Genomic DNA, 16,421 nt, shown 5'->3' with positions numbered 1-16,421 from the left:
CTGCCGGATCGAAGCCGCCCATGTCGTGCTTCGCACCTGCGTCGAGCGTCGCGAACGTCGATGACAAACCGGCGGCAAAGGCGAACGGAATCATCCGTTCGCGCCAGGCGTCGTGCGGAAGGGGGCCACGACGGCGCCGGCACGAACCCGCACAGGACGGCTACGGAGAACCGAGATGAAGATGGCAAGGCTAGGCAGGCCCGTGATGACCACGGGCGTGCTGGTGTTTTTGGGAATGGCGTTGGGCGGATGCGCGTCGACGTGCGGACGCGGGCCGGATGCAGGCGGTCCCCCGCCGCGTTCGGCCGAGCGGCCGATGCCGCCGCCGGATCGGCTCGATCCCGCGTTCCGCGAGGCCTTGCAGGCCTGCGCGCAGGAACAGGGCATGGCGTTGCCCGCGCCGGGCGAAGGTCCGCCGCCGCGGGACGGCGCGCGGCCGGACCGCGCCAGGATGGACGCCTGCCTCGAGGCCAAGGGCTTCGAGCATCCGCCCGGGCCGCCGCCGGACGTCGGCATGCGCCGTGGCCCGGGCGGGCCCGGCCTGCCGCCGCCCGATCCTGCCGCGGCCGCGGCATTCCGGGCGTGCACGGCCGAACAGGGCGTGCGCCTGCCGGAACCGGGCGCCGCGCCGGCTGCGGACGACAAGCCGGCCGCCAGCCAACTGGACCACGACAAGTTGCACGCGTGCATGGAGGCCAAGGGCTTCCGGCGTCCCGATCGCGATACTCCCTGATCCGAGGGCAGGCGGTGCAGGCGATGCGCGCGCCGCCCAGATAGACCGGACGATGCCTGGTTCCCCGCGGGAGCCAGGCATTTTTCTTTCCTTTTCCGACCCGCCCTGTATACTGCCCCCCAGTATAAGGAGGGGCCATGCCGCATTCGCCGGAAGAAAAGAAGCGCGTGCTCACCCGCGTGCGCCGCATCCGCGGCCAGTGCGATGCCCTGGAGCGCGCGCTGGAAGGCGGGGCCGACTGCGGGCCGGTGCTGCAGCAGATCGCGGCGATCCGCGGCGCGGTCAACGGGCTGATGTCCGAGGTGCTGGAAGCGCACATCCGCGAGGACTTCGGCCAGCCTGCCGGCTCGGACGCGCAACGCGCCGAGCGCGTGCAGGAATTGCTCGGCCTGGTCCGCTCCTATCTCAAGTAACCCTGGCCGGCGCCGCGCCGGCCTTCCGTCGAATCGTCATCGCAGGAGAGTCGTCCATGAAGTCACGTGCCGCCGTCGCGTTCGGTCCCGGCAAGCCGCTGGAAATCGTCGAGATCGACGTCGCCCCGCCGAAGGCCGGCGAGGTGCTGGTCCGCATCACCCATACCGGCGTGTGCCATACCGACGCCTTCACCCTGTCCGGCGACGACCCGGAAGGGCTGTTCCCGGTCGTGCTCGGCCACGAGGGCGCCGGCATCGTGGTGGAGGTCGGCGAGGGCGTGACCTCGGTGAAGCCGGGCGACCACGTGATCCCGCTGTACACCGCCGAATGCGGGCAGTGCCTGTTCTGCAAGTCCGGCAAGACCAACCTGTGCGTGGCGGTGCGCGCCACCCAGGGCAAGGGTGTGATGCCGGACGGCACCTCGCGCTTCTCCTACAACGGCGAGCCGGTCTACCACTACATGGGCTGCTCGACCTTCAGCGAATACACCGTGGTCGCCGAAGTCTCGCTGGCGAAGATCAATCCGGACGCCAACCCGGAACACGTGTGCCTGCTCGGCTGCGGCGTCACCACCGGCATCGGCGCGGTGCACAACACCGCCAAGGTGCAGGAAGGCGACAGCGTGGCCGTGTTCGGCCTCGGCGGCATCGGCCTGGCGGTGATCCAGGGCGCGCGCCAGGCCAAGGCCGGGCGCATCATCGCGATCGACACCAATCCCTCGAAGTTCGAGCTGGCCAGGCAGTTCGGCGCCACCGACTGCATCAACCCCAGGGACCACGACAAGCCGATCCAGCAGGTGGTCGTCGAGATGACCGGCTGGGGCGTGGACCATTCGTTCGAGTGCATCGGCAACGTCAACGTGATGCGTGCGGCGCTGGAATGCGCGCACCGCGGCTGGGGCCAGTCGGTGATCATCGGCGTGGCCGGCGCGGGCCAGGAGATCTCCACGCGGCCGTTCCAACTGGTCACCGGGCGCACCTGGAAGGGCACCGCGTTCGGCGGCGTGAAGGGCCGCTCGCAGCTGCCGGGCATGGTCGAGGACGCGATGAAGGGCGAGATCGAGCTGGCGCCGTTCGTCACCCACACGATGGGCCTGGACGAGATCAACAGCGCGTTCGAGCTGATGCACGAAGGCAAGTCGATCCGCAGCGTCGTCCACTATTGACCGGCATCGGCCCGCCTCGAAGGAGTCCTTGATGGAACGCATCGAACACCGCGCCTGCTTCGGCGGCTGGCAGGACGTGTACCGGCACGCGTCGGAAGCGCTCGGCTGCGCGATGAACTTCGCGATCTACCTGCCGCCGCAGGCGGAGCGGGAGAGAGTGCCGGTGCTGTACTGGCTTTCGGGCCTGACCTGCAACGAGCAGAACTTCATCACCAAGGCCGGCGCGCAGCGCTACGCGGCCGAGCACGGCGTGGCGATCGTCGCGCCGGACACCAGTCCGCGCGGCGACGACGTGGCCGATGCCGAAGGCTACGACCTGGGCAAGGGCGCGGGCTTCTACGTCGATGCCACGCAGGCGCCGTGGTCGGCGCACTACCGCATGCACGACTACGTGGCGAACGAACTGCCGGCGCTGGTCGAGGCGCGGTTCCCCACGACCGGCGCGCGTGCGATCAGCGGCCATTCGATGGGTGGGCATGGCGCGCTGACCATCGCGCTGCGCAATCCCGGGCGCTATCGCAGCGTGTCGGCCTTCGCGCCGATCGTGGCGCCGGCGCGGGTGCCGTGGGGCGAGAAGGCGCTCTCCGCCTATCTCGGCGACGACCGCGAAGCCTGGAAAGCGTGGGACGCCACCGAGCTGCTGAAGACCGCGCAGGAGCGGCTGCCGTTGCTGGTCGACCAGGGCGAGGCCGACGAGTTCCTCGACAGCCAGCTCAGGCCGCGACTGCTCGCCGAGGCGGCGCAGGCGGCCGGGTACCCGCTGACGCTGCGGATGCAGCCCGGCTACGACCACAGCTACTACTTCATCGCCAGCTTCATCGGCGAGCACGTGGCGCATCACGCCGCCGCATTGCGGGACTGAGCCGGTGCCGGCCCCGCGCAGGCGGGGCCGGCAACTTCCGCGCCGTCCCCGCCCCGCGGGGATCGGCGGTCATCGCGCTTCCGTCGATCCCGCTCAAGGCGCGCGGGCGCGCATCGCCAGGCCCGCCGCCACCGCGGCGCCGAGCAAGGCGCTGCCTGCCGCGCAGACGAAGATCGCGGCATAGCCCAGATGGGTGGCGACCAGGCCGGCCAGCGGTCCGGCCATGGCATAGGCCACGTCCTGGAACGCGGCATAGCCGCCCAGCGCGGTCGCACGCACTTGCGCGGGCACGCGCCGCACCACTTCCACGCCCAGCGCCGGGAACACCAGCGAGCAACCCAGGCCGGTCAGGAACGCACCGCCAATGCCCATCCATGGCGAGACCGCCAGGCCGAGCGTGAGCAGGCCCAGGCTTTCCACGCCCATCGCCGCGACCGCCACGCGCGCACCGCCGAAGCGGTCCGGCAAGCGCCCGCCCAGCAGCCGCGCCAGCACGAAGCCGATGCCGAAGGCGCTGAGCAGCCAGGCCGCGCCTGGCCACTGGCGATCGTTGAAGTACAGCACCGCGAAGGTCCCGATGGTGGCGAAGCCCACGCCTTGCAGCGCCAATCCCAGTGCCGGCCACCAGATCCGCGCCAGCACCTGGCGCAACGGCGGGCGCGTGCCGCCGACGGGCGCGACCGCGCCGACGCCGCCGGCGACCGCGTACGACAGCACGGGCAACAGCAACGTCGCCACGGCTATCGCCAGGAAGCCGCCGTGCGCGTCCAGCGCGACGCCGACGGGCGACCCGGCCGCGAGCGCGGCGAAGATCGCCGTGCCGACCCAGGTCATCACCCGTCCGGACTGCGCCGCGCCGAGGTGGCCGATGCCCCAGGCCAGGGTGCCGGTGACCAGCAGGCTCTCGCCGATGCCGGCGGCCAGCCGCGCAAGCACCAGCCAGGCCAGCGGCAGGGCGGGAACCAGCGCGGCCAGCAGGTAGCCGACGCCGGACGCGAACAGCAGCAGCATGCCGCGGCGCGTGGCGCGCGCCGGCCCGGCGGTATCGCTGAGGCGGCCGGCTACGCTGCGGGTGAAGACCGTGGCCACGAACTGCACCGCGACGATGCAGCCGACCACGAGATCGCCATGGCCGAGCGCCTGGCGCACGTGCACCGGCACCACCGGGAGCGGTACCGACAAGGTCATGAAGCCGAGAAAGATCGCGACGCACAGCCGCAGCAGCACGGCCGTATGCGCGGAGGAGGATACGTTTGGATTCGGGATGTTCATTGGGCGACTCGTGCGGGCCCATCTGCGGCCTGGCCGGACCGGGTCGAGACGGGCACGCGCCCGGCGACCCGTATCGCGACCGGCGGCACGCCGGTGGGCGGGGTCGCGTTGATTGACGTAAACGCTTACGTGGCGGGCCAGGGGGGCGCGCCAATGGGGACGCATTCTACTCGACGTTTCCATTCCCTGGATGCCGGCGGTTCGCCTTTCGGGAAGCGGATCCGGACCAGGAGGAAGCCTTGCCGGCAGCCGAGGCGATCCTGCCGGGGCGTGGCATGGGTCCCGTCGGCGAGCCCGTCGCACGCCGCGGCGGCGGCGGGCCGTGCCGGGGATCAGGCGCGCGCGCCGGCCGGTACGGCTACGCCGGCCAGCTTCGCCGCGTACAACGCCGCCCCGTAGTGGGGGTCGTGCCGCGGCGCGCGCAGGTCGAACCGCGGATGGAACGCCCGCAGCGCGTCGCGGAAAGGGGCCAGCAGCAGCTCGCCTGCACTGAACGCGCCGCCGGAGAAGGAAAGCGGCACGTCCTCGTCGTCGGCGAAATGCAGCGCGAGCCGGATCGCTTCGGCGATCTCCGCCAGCTCCCGCCCCGCGCGCGCGAAGATCGCGTGCGCGACCGGGTCGCCGGCCTCGGCCGCGCGCGTCACCAGGATCGACAGTTGCGCCACTTCGCTGCGCGTGCTGGCGTGCTCGCCGTAGATCCGCGCGCACAGGTCCAGGTCGTGCCGGAGCGAGAGCGCGTCGTTGACGAGGGCGTGCAGCGGACCCTTGGGCAGGCGCCCGTCGCTCATGCGCGAGTACGCGTTCAATCCCTGCACCGCGATCCAGTGCGCCGACCCCTCGTCGGAGAACGCCTCGCCCCAGCCGCCCGCGCGCGCGGCCATGCCGCGGCGTTGCCCGTAGCCGATCGACCCCGTGCCCGCGACGATGTTGATGCCGTCGGTGCAGGCCAGGGAGCCGGCCCACCCGCACACCGTGTCGTTGTCGCAGGTGTAGCGCGCGTGGCCGAGGATCTGCGCCGGCATCCGGTCCAGCAGCGGCGTGACCGTGCTGTCCTCGCCATGCGCCGGCAAGCCGAAGAAGGCATGGCCGAGCGCCTGCGGGTCCATGCCGGCGTCATCGAACACCTGCGCCACGCCCTGCGCGAGCATGGTGCGCACCGCCTCCAGCCCGATCTGCGGGTAGTAGGCGGTGCCGAGCTGGGCCTGGGCGAGCAGGCGCCCGGCCGCGTCGATGAGCGCGAACCGGGTCTTGGTGCCGCCGCCGTCGACGCCGAGGAAGCAGGCGTGGCGCGTCATGGGGCCAAGGCGTGGATGCGCACGCCCTGCACGACACGGTTCACCATGCCCTGCTTGTTGGGATTGTCCGGCGACAGGCCCAGCGCCAGCGAGCACTGGAACGCGAAGACCTGCGCGATGGCCACGTACGGCCACAGCAGGTCCACGTCGGCGGCGCCGGCCATGCCGGGTACCGTCACCGTGTCGCGCGCCAGGCCGTCGCGCGGTTGCGCGGTGATCTCGATGACCCGGCCGGCGTAGCCGTCCCTGCGCAGTTCGTCGAGCAGGTCGTGGTCGTAGCGCCGGGTCAGCGGGTCGTTCGAGACGAACACCGCCACCAGGGTGCGCGGGGTGATGAACGTCTTGGGCCCGTGGCGAAAGCCCAGCGGCGTGTCGAAACAGGTCGCGATGGCGCCGTTGGTGAGCTCGCCGAGCTTGAGCGCCGCCTCGCGCGCAAGACCTTGCATCAGCCCGCTCCCCAGATAGGCGACGCGATCGTATCCGGCCAGCGCCAGCTCCTGCAGGGCCGGGCGCGCTTCGGCGATCACGCGGCCGGTGGCATCGGCGAGCGGCGCGATGCGCGCGTCCAGCGCGCGTGCCGGTCCCAGTGCCAGCAGCGTGGCGTACATCATGCAGCTGAAGCTGGAGGTCATCGCGAAGCTGGCGTCGTGGGTCTCCTCCGGCAGCAGCAGGGTCATCGCCTCGCGCGCGCCACTGCGGCCAAGCGAGCCGTCCGGATTGCAGGTGACCACCAGGTGGCGTACTTGGCGCACCCTCGATTCGGCGATCCGTACCGCGGCCAGGCTCTCGGGGCTGTTGCCGGAGCGGCCGAAGGACACCAGCAGCAACGGTTGCTCCGGGTCCAGGTACAGCGCCGGGCTGCTGACCAGGTCGGTGGTGGGCACGGCATCCACGCGCGCCGCCAGTTGGCGGTCGAGCAGCGGCGCCAGGCATTGGCCGATGTAGGCCGAGGTCCCCGCGCCGGTGAGGACGATCCGGGCGCGCGCATCGTGCGCGACCGGCGCCACGAAGGCCTGCACGCGTTCGTGCAGCGCCTGGACCATGGCATGGGTGCGCCTGAGCATGTCCGGTTGCTGCTCGATCTCGCGCGCGGTCGAGGCCGCTCCGGCCGCAAGCAGGTCCGGTTCCGGGATGCCGAGGTATTCAGTGGTTTTCATGGGGGTCGCAGGCATGGTCGTAGTCGTCGATCACTGCGTTGATGTGCGCCATCGCCAGGGCGGCCGGATCCCGGACGGCATCGTCGCCGGCCGGGCCATTGCGGAGCGCATGCAACGCTTGGGGGAGGTATTGGCTGACCAGCGGCGGCGGCGGCGGGTCGGCGCGGAGGTTGGCGAACAGCCGCTCCCGCGCCGCCTCGATGGCGGGGTCGGGCCAGTAGTAGCGGATGCGGTCGCTGAGGCTGTACTGCAGGTCGATGCGCAACGCGTCGCCTTCCGCGTGGTAGTACTTGCGCCAGTGCCGTGGTTCCTGGCGCATGCGTTCGAGCACCACCTCGCGCAGCCGCGCCCGCCGTTCCGGCGCGATCCATTCGGCCTCGATCGCGTCCAGCGCCCACAACGCTTCGCGCAACGCGAAGGTCAGGCCGGGGCCGACCTTGAGGATGGCGAAGTGGTCGCGCACCAGCGCGGCCAGGGCGCCGCGGGTCTGGTAGTCGGTCGAGTGCGCCTCGAACACCATGCCGGGTACGCCGGCGATCGCCTCGCTGAGCGTGCGCGCCCTGGCCGGGACGTAATCGACGACACGATGGTGGTCGAACTCGACGCCGGGCTGCACCACCGAGGCGATCACCCGTTGCCAGGCCGCTTCGAGGCCGGCGGCGCGGAACGCCTCGCGGTGCGCGGCGATGGTCGCCAGGGCGGCCTGCGGGGTGGTGGTGGCCAGTCCTTCGATGGACTCGGTCGCGCCGCCCGGCACCGGCACTTCGGTGCCGATCACGTACACCGGCGGTTCGCCACCGGCCCGTGCGTAGGCGGCTTCCGCGGCGGCGCACAGGCGCACCGCGCGATCCACGATCCAGGCCTCCGGCAGCGGCTGCGGATCATCCGCGCAGGCCATCGAGCAATCCAGGTGGATCTTGCGGAAGCCGGCGGCGACGTAGGCCGCCACCATCGCCTCGGCCTTGGTCATCGCCGCCCCGGCGTCCATCGCGGTCCATGGGTTCGGGCCGAGATGGTCGCCGCCGAGCGCGATGCGCGCCGGATCGAAGCCGACCCTGGCGGCGATGCCGTGCACGAAGCCGGCGAAATCGGCCGGGGTCATGCCGGTGTAGCCGCCATCCTGGTTGACCTGGTTGCAGGTGGCTTCGAACAGCACCAGCGGCTGGTCGCGGGCCAGCGCGCGGCGCAGCGCGGCTTCGATCACCAGGGGATGGGCCGAGCAGATCGAGGTGACGCCGCAGGGCTGGCCCTGCTTGTGGCGCGCGACGAGTTGCAGGAGTGCGTGCATCGGGGATTTCCGGGTCAGGGGGAGGATGGGCGCGCGGCCGGGCGCTCCGGTTCGAGCACCAGCAGCAGCGAGGCGACCAGGGCCAGCGCCAGGCCGGCGATCTTCAGCGGGCCGGGGACCACGCCGGCGAACAGCAGCGACAACAGCGCGGTCACCAGCGGCGCGCCGGCGTTGGTCAGCGGGGCGACCACGATCGCCTGGCCATGGCGGAAGGCGTACACCAGCGCCAACGCGCCGATCGCGTTGAGGATCTGGATCGCGGCCGTCATCCACGGGCCGTCCAGGCCGGTGTTGACCGCTTGCGTCCAGTCGGTCATCGCCCAGGCGGCCGGCACCAGCAGCAGCGCGCCGAGGGTCATGTAGAAGAAGATGCTGTCGGCGCCGACGGTGTGGTTGGCCAGCTTCATGAAGTAGGCCTGCAGGCCCCACGCCGCCATGATCAGCAGCGACAGGGCGAACCAGCCCATGCCGTGCGCATCGGCCCGGCCGAACGACAGGTCGAGCAGGGGCAGGGCGAGCAGCGCGCACACGATGCCGAGGGCGCCCAGCCTGCCGGTGCGTTCGCGCAGCAGCAGGAAAGACAGCGCGATGGTGATCACCGGCGACAGGGAGATGATCGGGAAGATGAAGTAGGCCGGGCCCAGCGTGAGCGCGCGGAACAGCAGCAGCTGTCCTCCCGCGCCCAGCAGGCCGATCAGCAGCCCGTAGGCCATCGCGCGCGGATGCCGGTCCAGGCGCCAGCCGCCCCGCCACAGCACGAACAGCGCCGGCGGGATCATCGTCACGGCCCACACGCAGTAGACCAGGGTGTCAGGGAAACCGTGCTCGGCCGACAGCCCGGACAACGACCCCCATACCCCCCACAGCGCGACCACCGCCAGTGCGTACAACACCCAGGCCCGACGCGCGCCGCCCACCGCGGCCGCGCTCATGCGCGCGCCCCGGCCGGTATGGCCTGCAGCAGCAGGAAACGCTTGAACGACGCCTGGACGGTGCCGGAAGCCGCATCGACCTGGCCGAGCTCGGTGCCGTTGAAGAGGTCGCGCACCGCGTAGCGCCCCTTGCCCAGCCCGCGCAGGTGCAGCGGCCCCTCCCACGCGTCGGCGTAGAAGGCGTAGTACATCGCGCCGTCCTTGGCGATCGCGTGCGCCTCGGGCTTGTCGAAGCCGATGTCGTACAGCTCGCCCCGGTATTCGCCCTTGGGCAGCATGTGGGTCTTGTAGATGTCCACCCATTTCCGCCACAGCGCCTCCTTCTCCGGGGTGAGAACGAAGCCGCCGGGAGGCAAGGGCTGGGTCGGCCGGTCGGTATCGCGCGGCCAAGTGAACTTGGTCGAGATCACCGCGCCGATGCCGACGCTCGAGGCGAAGTCGTCGCCGCCGTCGCTGAGTTCGACGTGGTCGCCGGCGTAGCTGCTGGTGTCGCCGAACAGCGCCTTCACCGACTTGCCCTTGTGGCGCACCTGCCAGGACGAGAGCGGGTCGGAGGCCGGGTACTGGTCGGTGGACGGCAGGTTGTGGAAGGCGAACGCGGTGCCGCACGGGCAGAGTTCGACCACCGCCTCGGGGTTGGCCTGGTGCGCGGCACGGTAGATCGCGTTCCAGAAATCGGCCAGCCGTTCGAACGAGTCGGTGGGATGGGCATGGCGGTGCAGGGGGTTGTAGCAGGGCGCGACCGCGTTGAGGTGCTGGCCGTCCAGCTTGATTCCCTCGAAGCCCCAGTCGGCGATCGCCTTGCGCACCAGCTCCACGTAGAAATCGATGGTCGGCTGATAGGCCGGGCACTGGGTGAAGGCATTCCACCAGCTGACCTTCTGCACCGAACCTTCCTGGTCCAGCAACAGCATGTCCGGATGGTCGTGCAGCACGTCGCTGCCGGGATCGCAGGCCAGCGGGGCCAGCCACAGCCGCGGGCGCAGGCCCTGCGCCTTCACCGCGCGCACGAACGCACGCATGTCCTCGTCGCCGCGCGGGAACTTGCGCGGGTCGAGCTTCCAGTCGCCTTCGTTGGTTTGCCAGCCGTCGTCGAGCACCGCCCATTCGAAGCCCAGCTCGCGCGCCTTGGGCAGGGTCGCCACGATCTGCTCGGTGGTGAAGTCGCGGTCGTAACCCCATGCGCACCAGATCGGGGCGAACGCCGACTCCGGCGGGCGCGGGCCGGCGATGCCCAGTTCGCGCATGTAGCGCCGGTAATGGTCCAGCGGCGCGAAGAAGTCGCCTTGGTGCACGCACACGAAGCAGTGGTCGGTGGTCAACGCCTGGCCGGGGGCGAGGCTGAGCGGCTGGTTCGATTCCACCGCGATGCTGGCGCCGCTCCCGAGCTTGCGCACCGGCAGGTCGAGCAGGCGCGGCACGGTCTCGACATGCCCGACGGCCAGGCCGACGTCGCGTCGCCAGATGTTGGCCACCGGTGTGCCGCCGCCGTAGTCGGAGGCATCCATCGCCAGCGTGTTGCGCTGCTCGAAGCCGTCCACGAGCGGCTGCACCCAGTCCCGCCGGTCCGCGTGGGTGGCGCCGGAGAAACTCCAGAATCCGCCCGGCCGTTCGGCCAGGGCATGCGCGCCGTTGCGCCAGCCCGCCACCTCGATCGGGGCAGGGCCGGCGTTGCGATAAGTGACGCGCAGCAGGGCCAGGCCCGGGTAGTGCTCCAGCAGGGTCACCTCGACCTGCTTCTCGATGCCGTTGTCGGCGAGCCCGGTCACCCGCAGGCGCTTGCCGGGCCCGTGGCGATCGCCGCGCAGGCGCTCGCTGTGCTGCCCGCGGAAGCGGAACTCGCCGAGGACGCGCGGTTCGCCGGTGCCATCCCCGAGCAGCAACACCTCGCTGGCCTCGTAGCCGGTGAGGTCCAGTCCGCGGACGAGCAGCCGGGTGCGCAGGACGGCATCGAACTGCAGGTCGAGCGCCCCGTCGCCGATGGAGGCGCGTGGCGCGTCGCTCTCCGTTCCCTGCGCGCGCGGGATGCCCAGCGCGGACAGGGGCAGGGAGGCGCCGGCGACCGTGCCACCGACGAGTTTGAGCACTGAGCGGCGTCCGATTGGGGGCATGGCGACCTGTCCTGATGAAAGGGAGGCTTCATTCTGGTGCAAACGAAGCGATGGATGCAACACATTTGTTGCGATATGTGGTATCTAAGTTTCGTTACCTTACCGAAACGACGGAGTCGATGATGTCAGCTTCATTCGCCGCCCGCCCTGCCGCCCGTGTGGCCGGCCTGCTTGCCGCGCTGTCGTGCGGCGTTGCCCTTGCCGCGACGACGCCGGCGCCGCAGGCGCCAGGGCCGGAGCGGGCGGGCACTTACTCGATGGACGACTTCGCGCGCGTGCGCAAGTACGACGCGCACGTGCACTACAACGCGGATGACGCGGCCTTCCTGGACCTGGCGCGCGCGGACGGCTTCGAGTTGATGACGATCAACGTGGACTATCCGGACTTTCCCCCGCTGGACGTGCAGCGCAAGATCGCGCTCGCGCAGCACCGCGCCGACCCGGCGCGCGTGCATTGGGCGGCGACGTTCTCGATGCAGGGGTTCGGCACGCCCGGCTGGCAGGCGCGCGTGGATGCCGGACTGCGGCAGGCGGTCGCGCAGGGCGCCACCGCCGTGAAGATATGGAAGAACGTCGGCATGGTCGAGAAGGACGCCCAGGGGCGCATGATCATGCTCGACGATCCCGGGCTGGCGCCGGTCGCCGAGCAGGTGCGCGCGCTCGGCGTGGCGCTGATCGCGCACCAGGGCGAGCCGCACAATTGCTGGCTGCCGCTGGCGCAAATGACCACCCGGAACGACCGCGAGTATTTCTCCCGGCATCCGCAGTACCACATGTACCTGCATCCGGAGCAGCCCGGTTACGAGGACCTGATGGCCGCGCGCGACCGCTTCGTCGCGGCGCATCCGCGGCTGCGCTTCGTCGGGGCGCACATGGCCAGCCTGGAGTACGACGTCGATCGCCTGGCTGGCTTCCTCGATCGCTTCCCCAATGCCACGGTCGACCTGGCCGCGCGCATGGGGCAAGTGCAGTACCAGTCGTTGCGCGACCGGGAGAAGGTGCGCCGGTTCTTCGTTCGTTACCAGGACCGGTTGCTGTACGGCACCGACCTGACCTTCGAGCCGGGTGGCGATCCGGCCGAGTTCAGGCGCTCCGCCGAAGCGGCCTGGCGTTCCGACTGGCGCTACCTGGCCACCGGCGAAAGCCAGTACATCGATGCGGTCGATGCCGATGTGCCGGGCCTGGCGTTGCCGCGCGAGGTCATCGACAAGATCTACTACCAAAACGCCGTGCGAGAGTTCGCCGCGCCGCGGCACTAGCCGCGGCGATCGGGGGCGCCGTCCGGTCGTCGGGACCGGCCCGACGGCGCCGGCCGTTAGGCCAGTTGCAGGTCGAAGCCGAGGTGCTGGCTGGCCTGGCGGAGGTCCTCGGGCGCCCCGGTGTCGGTGATCAGCACGTCCAGGTCGCCCACCGGGATGATCCTGTGCAGGCAGATCCTGCCGAACTTGGAACTGTCGGTGATGGCCACGACCATGCGTGCGGCCTCGACCATCTTGCGGTTGAGCATGGCCTCGGGCTCGTAATGCGTGGTGATCCCGCGCTCCAGGTCCAGTCCGTCGACGCCGAGGAACAGGCGGTCCACGTGCAGCGCGTCCAGGGCCTCGACGGTCAGGCCACCGTAGAAGGCCATGTTCTTGCGGCGGAGTTCGCCGCCGAGCATGACGATGCGGATGTTGCTCTTGGGGGTCAGCGCGGTGAGCACGCCGAAGTCGTTGGTCACCACGGTGACCTCGATGTTCGGCAAGGCCTCGGCCAGCTGGATGGCCGTGGTGCCCGAGTCGATGGCGATGGTGTCGCCCGGCTTGACCAGGGCGGCCGCGCGCTGGCCGATGCGGCGCTTTTCCTCCAGGTGGACGGTGCGCTTGGCCTCGTAGTGCGGCTCGCTGGGCGCCATCCCGACCATGCTGGAGTCGATGGCGCCGCCATAGGCGCGGGCCATCACCCCGCGTTCGGCCAGGTAGCGCAAATCCTTGCGCACGGTCTGCATGCTCACGCCGAAGCGGCGGGCGAGCGCGGCGACCTGCACGCTGCCGTGCTGGCGCACCAGTTCGCTGATCTGCAGGCGGCGCTGGCTGGTATCGCGGGTGGCGGACATCGAAGGACCTCCTTTCAGGGCGCGAGTATGCGTTATTTCGTTAAATTTCGCTATTGATATAAAACGAAACATCATTTAGGCTCGATTTCGTTTGTTAGTCAGCCAGATGTCACCGTCTTTGGAGGAGAGGCCCGTGAAGACTGTCCAGCTGCACCGCACGATGCTCTGCCGAGGCATCGCCATCGCCCTGCTGATGCCGTTCAGCAGCTTCGCCCAGTCCAGCGGCGGGGAAAGCCCGCCGGCCTCCGCCGAGGGGCAGGACCAGGCGCTGACGCTCGATACGGTGACGGTCACCGGCGTGCGTGCCAGCCTGGCGCGCTCGGTGGAGCTCAAGCGGGACTCGGCCACCGTGCAGGACTCGATCACGGCGCTCGAACTGGGCAAGTTCCCCGACGACAACGTGGCCGATTCGCTCAGCCACATCACCGGCGTGGCGATCTCGCGCACGGCCGGCGGCGAAGGCCAGAAGGTCAGCGTGCGCGGCCTCGGCCCCGAATACACCCTGACCACGTTCAACGGCCGCATCCTGGCCACCGACGGCGCCGGCCGCGATTTCGCCTACGACGTGCTGCCGGCCGACGTGATCAGCGGCGCCGACGTCATCAAGGGCGCCGAGGCGCAGAACACCGAGGGCGCCATCGGCGGCCTGGTCAACCTGCGCTCGGCCAGCCCGTTCGACCAGAAGGGCATGCACGGCGTGCTGCGCGCGGAAGGCGACCGCAACACGATGTCCGATTTCAACGGGCGCAAGTTCTCCGGCGTGTTCAGCAACACCTTCGCCGACGACACCATCGGCATCCTGGTGGGCGCGGTCTATGCCAATCGCCGCGACCGCACCGACGTGGCCGGCAACGATGGCGGCTGGACCCGCAACCCCGATCCGGGCAGTGATTGGGAAGGCAACGCCTGGGGCGGCAACATCGACCCCAACGGCAACGGCGAGCTCGACCCCGACGAGTACGGGTTGATCGCCCCCGGGCAGTTCCGCGTCGGCTCGATCCTGGAGGACAAGAAGCGCACCGCCTATACCGGCAAGCTGGAATGGCGGCCGAACGACGACTTCCGTCTCGTGGTGGACGGGCTGAAGACGCGGCTGGACTCGCCGCAGGTCGGCTACCAGCAGTCCTACTACACGCTCTACGCGCCGGGCCGCTGGTCGGACATCACCATGCGCGACGGCATCGTCACCGGCTTCACCATGGACAACGCGGACCCGGAGATGCGCCTCAATCCGGAGGTGCTGAACCAGACCACGCATCGCGTCGTGGACACCGACCTGTACGGCGCCAACGCGCGATGGCGGGTCACCGACGACCTGACCCTGGCCGGCGACGTCTACCGTTCCACCTCCAAGCGCATCTCCGGCGGCCAGGACACCTACGTCGTGTTGCGCATGAACCAGCCCAACACCGCCCGCGTCAGCCTCAGCGGGGCGGCCGTGCCGAACGTGGACGTCCGGCTGGACGACGGCCGCGACCTGATCAGCGGGCTGCAGAACGGGCAGTTCGGCGACTCGGACTTCAACACCCACTACATGGAGTTGTCCGGCGACAACATCCGCGACGAGATCAAGGGCGGCACGCTGTCCGGCGACCTGTTCGTCGGCCGCGGCGCACTTGACCGGCTGCATTTCGGCGTGACCTTGACCGACCGCGACAAGTCGCGCGACCTGGTCACCAACGCGGTCGATGGGGGGGCGGACTATTACTCCGGCGACCACGCGATCAATGTCGGCGACCTGGAAGGCCAGGTGATCGATCACAGCTATTCGCTGCCCGGCTTCATGAGCGGCGTGCGCGCGCAGTTCCCGCACAGCTTCCTGGGCTTCGACGTGCCGGCCTACCTGCGGGCGCTGCAGGCCTACGACGGCCAGCCGCGCCCGGGTGGCGGCGTCTACGACTACAGCGCCGCCGCGCCCAGCTGGAACCCGCTGCAGAGCTACCGCGTCGGGGAGAAAACGCGCGCGTTCTACCTGCAGGCCGATCTGTCCGGCGAGCGCTGGGATGGCAACATCGGCGTGCGCTTCGGCAAGACCGAGACCAGCGCGCAGGCCTGGGACGCGAAGATCGCCAGCATCACCGAACTGGGCTCGTTCAACTACACGGTCGAGTACGAGGACCCCACCGCGATCCGCAACGATTCGGACTACACCTTCTTCCTGCCCGCGGCCAACTTCGTGTGGCACTTCACCGATGCGCTGCAGCTGCGCATCGGCGCGGCCAAGACCATGGCGCGCCCGTCGGTGGAGCAGCTGGCGCCGACCAGCACCACCGAAAGCGTGTCCTGGGGCGACTTCACCCAGGTCTACGGCGGCAACGTCGACCTCAAGCCGTACGAGGCCAAGCAGGGCGACCTGTCGCTGGAGTGGTACTTCGGCGACAACTCGATCTTCAACGTCGCCACGTTCTACAAGCGCATCGAGAACCAGATCACCACCAGTTGGGAGACCGGGCAGGACATCGGGGTCCCGGGGCACCTGTTCAACATCATGCGCCCGATCAACGGCGACTACGCCAAGGTCCGCGGCATCGAGGCCGGCCTGCAGCACTTCTGGTCCAACGGCTTCGGCTTCCGCGCGCAGTACACCCGCAACTGGTCCAAGAGCTTCGTCGATGGCGAGGAGCGTCCTCTCGAGGGCATCGCGCCCGCGGTGTACTCGCTGGGGCTGATGTACGAGCGGGGCGCCTGGTCGCTGGGCGCGCAGGCCGACCACACCGACGGTTTCGTCACCGCCACGAATGTCCTCGGGCAGGGCTACAACGAGCAGGCCGACAAGCTGACCTGGCTGACCGCGCACGTGTCGTACACGATCAACGACCACCTGAGCGTGTCGCTGGACGGGGACAACCTGCTCGACGACGAGCAGACCTACAGCATCAACGGCAATCCATTGCTGTCGCAGGGCTACTATCGCTATGGCCGCTCGTTCAAGCTGAGCCTGGCGATGAAGTTCTGAAGTTGGCATCCGTCCGGGCCGTGCTGCCCGGACGGCCCCATGGCCGTCGCGATCCTCCCAGCGCGACGGCCTTTTTTTGTCCGTGCGATGCGACGCTGGTGCGTTCGCATGGCGCCGCGGGCCGCCGCGCTCCTCGCGCGC

The 16,421-nt window shown here is 70.0% G+C and carries 13 protein-coding genes; 6 read left to right on the top strand and 7 right to left on the bottom strand.

The window, feature by feature from the left end; translation table 11 throughout:
* Positions 1-316: 316 nt before the first annotated feature.
* The 4 genes from FD678_RS12920 to fghA all read left to right on the top strand — a co-directional run bounded on the left by FD678_RS12920 (position 317) and on the right by fghA (position 3,174).
* Entirely contained in the window at positions 317-733 is a 417-nt protein-coding gene (locus tag FD678_RS12920; protein WP_140724031.1) for a hypothetical protein, read from the top strand.
* Between the two features lie 137 nt (positions 734-870).
* Complete coding sequence (frmR, locus tag FD678_RS12915) at positions 871-1,146, top strand: formaldehyde-responsive transcriptional repressor FrmR (RefSeq protein ID WP_140724028.1); 276 nt, start codon at positions 871-873, stop codon at positions 1,144-1,146.
* A 56-nt stretch (positions 1,147-1,202) separates the two neighbouring features.
* A complete protein-coding gene (locus tag FD678_RS12910) occupies positions 1,203-2,312 on the top strand; it encodes an S-(hydroxymethyl)glutathione dehydrogenase/class III alcohol dehydrogenase (protein ID WP_140724025.1) in 1,110 nt (369 codons plus the stop codon).
* A 31-nt stretch (positions 2,313-2,343) separates the two neighbouring features.
* The gene (gene fghA / locus FD678_RS12905) at positions 2,344-3,174 is read left to right on the top strand and encodes an S-formylglutathione hydrolase (protein ID WP_140724022.1); all 831 of its coding nucleotides are present in this window, start codon (positions 2,344-2,346) and stop codon (positions 3,172-3,174) included.
* Between the two features lie 93 nt (positions 3,175-3,267).
* Here the strand turns inward: fghA and FD678_RS12900 are convergent, their stop codons facing one another.
* From FD678_RS12900 to FD678_RS12875, 6 genes are all read right to left on the bottom strand, one after another.
* The gene (locus FD678_RS12900) at positions 3,268-4,446 is read right to left on the bottom strand and encodes an arabinose transporter (RefSeq protein WP_140724019.1); all 1,179 of its coding nucleotides are present in this window, start codon (positions 4,444-4,446) and stop codon (positions 3,268-3,270) included.
* Between the two features lie 332 nt (positions 4,447-4,778).
* Positions 4,779-5,741 carry an N-acetylglucosamine kinase gene (locus tag FD678_RS12895; protein WP_140724016.1) on the bottom strand — a complete coding sequence of 321 codons (963 nt, stop codon included), beginning with the start codon at positions 5,739-5,741 and terminating at the stop codon, positions 4,779-4,781.
* Positions 5,738-6,898: an SIS domain-containing protein gene (locus tag FD678_RS12890; RefSeq protein ID WP_140724013.1), complete on the bottom strand. Its 1,161-nt coding sequence runs from the start codon at positions 6,896-6,898 to the stop codon at positions 5,738-5,740. The genes FD678_RS12895 and FD678_RS12890 overlap by 4 nt, the downstream gene beginning before the upstream one ends.
* Complete coding sequence (locus tag FD678_RS12885) at positions 6,885-8,186, bottom strand: D-tagatose-bisphosphate aldolase, class II, non-catalytic subunit (protein ID WP_140724010.1); 1,302 nt, start codon at positions 8,184-8,186, stop codon at positions 6,885-6,887. The genes FD678_RS12890 and FD678_RS12885 overlap by 14 nt, the downstream gene beginning before the upstream one ends.
* Positions 8,187-8,200: 14 nt before the next feature.
* The gene (locus tag FD678_RS12880; RefSeq protein WP_140724006.1) at positions 8,201-9,118 is read right to left on the bottom strand and encodes a DMT family transporter; all 918 of its coding nucleotides are present in this window, start codon (positions 9,116-9,118) and stop codon (positions 8,201-8,203) included.
* Positions 9,115-11,205, bottom strand: coding sequence for a glycoside hydrolase family 36 protein (locus tag FD678_RS12875; protein WP_218569684.1), 2,091 nt, complete (start codon positions 11,203-11,205; stop codon positions 9,115-9,117). Before FD678_RS12875 ends, FD678_RS12880 begins: the two co-directional genes overlap by 4 nt.
* A 146-nt stretch (positions 11,206-11,351) precedes the next feature.
* Between FD678_RS12875 and FD678_RS12870 the strand changes: the two genes are divergently transcribed.
* Positions 11,352-12,488 (top strand): amidohydrolase family protein, encoded by a 1,137-nt coding sequence (locus tag FD678_RS12870; RefSeq protein ID WP_140724000.1) that lies wholly within the window; start codon positions 11,352-11,354, stop codon positions 12,486-12,488.
* 56 nt (positions 12,489-12,544) lie between these two features.
* On the opposite strand, the gene FD678_RS12865 is transcribed toward FD678_RS12870, so the two are convergent.
* Positions 12,545-13,324 carry a DeoR/GlpR family DNA-binding transcription regulator gene (locus FD678_RS12865; RefSeq protein ID WP_140723997.1) on the bottom strand — a complete coding sequence of 260 codons (780 nt, stop codon included), beginning with the start codon at positions 13,322-13,324 and terminating at the stop codon, positions 12,545-12,547.
* Between the two features lie 133 nt (positions 13,325-13,457).
* On the opposite strand from FD678_RS12865, the gene FD678_RS12860 reads away from it, so the two are divergent.
* A complete protein-coding gene (locus FD678_RS12860) occupies positions 13,458-16,280 on the top strand; it encodes a TonB-dependent receptor (RefSeq protein ID WP_218569683.1) in 2,823 nt (940 codons plus the stop codon).
* Positions 16,281-16,421: the final 141 nt, after the last annotated feature.

Source organism: Pseudomonas sp. Hp2, assembly GCF_006386585.1.
In the GTDB taxonomy this organism is placed as follows: Bacteria; Pseudomonadota; Gammaproteobacteria; order Xanthomonadales; family Xanthomonadaceae; genus Pseudomonas_S; species Pseudomonas_S boreopolis.
Note: the sequence above shows the minus strand (reverse complement) of the source record. Positions and strands in the feature narration are given on the sequence as shown.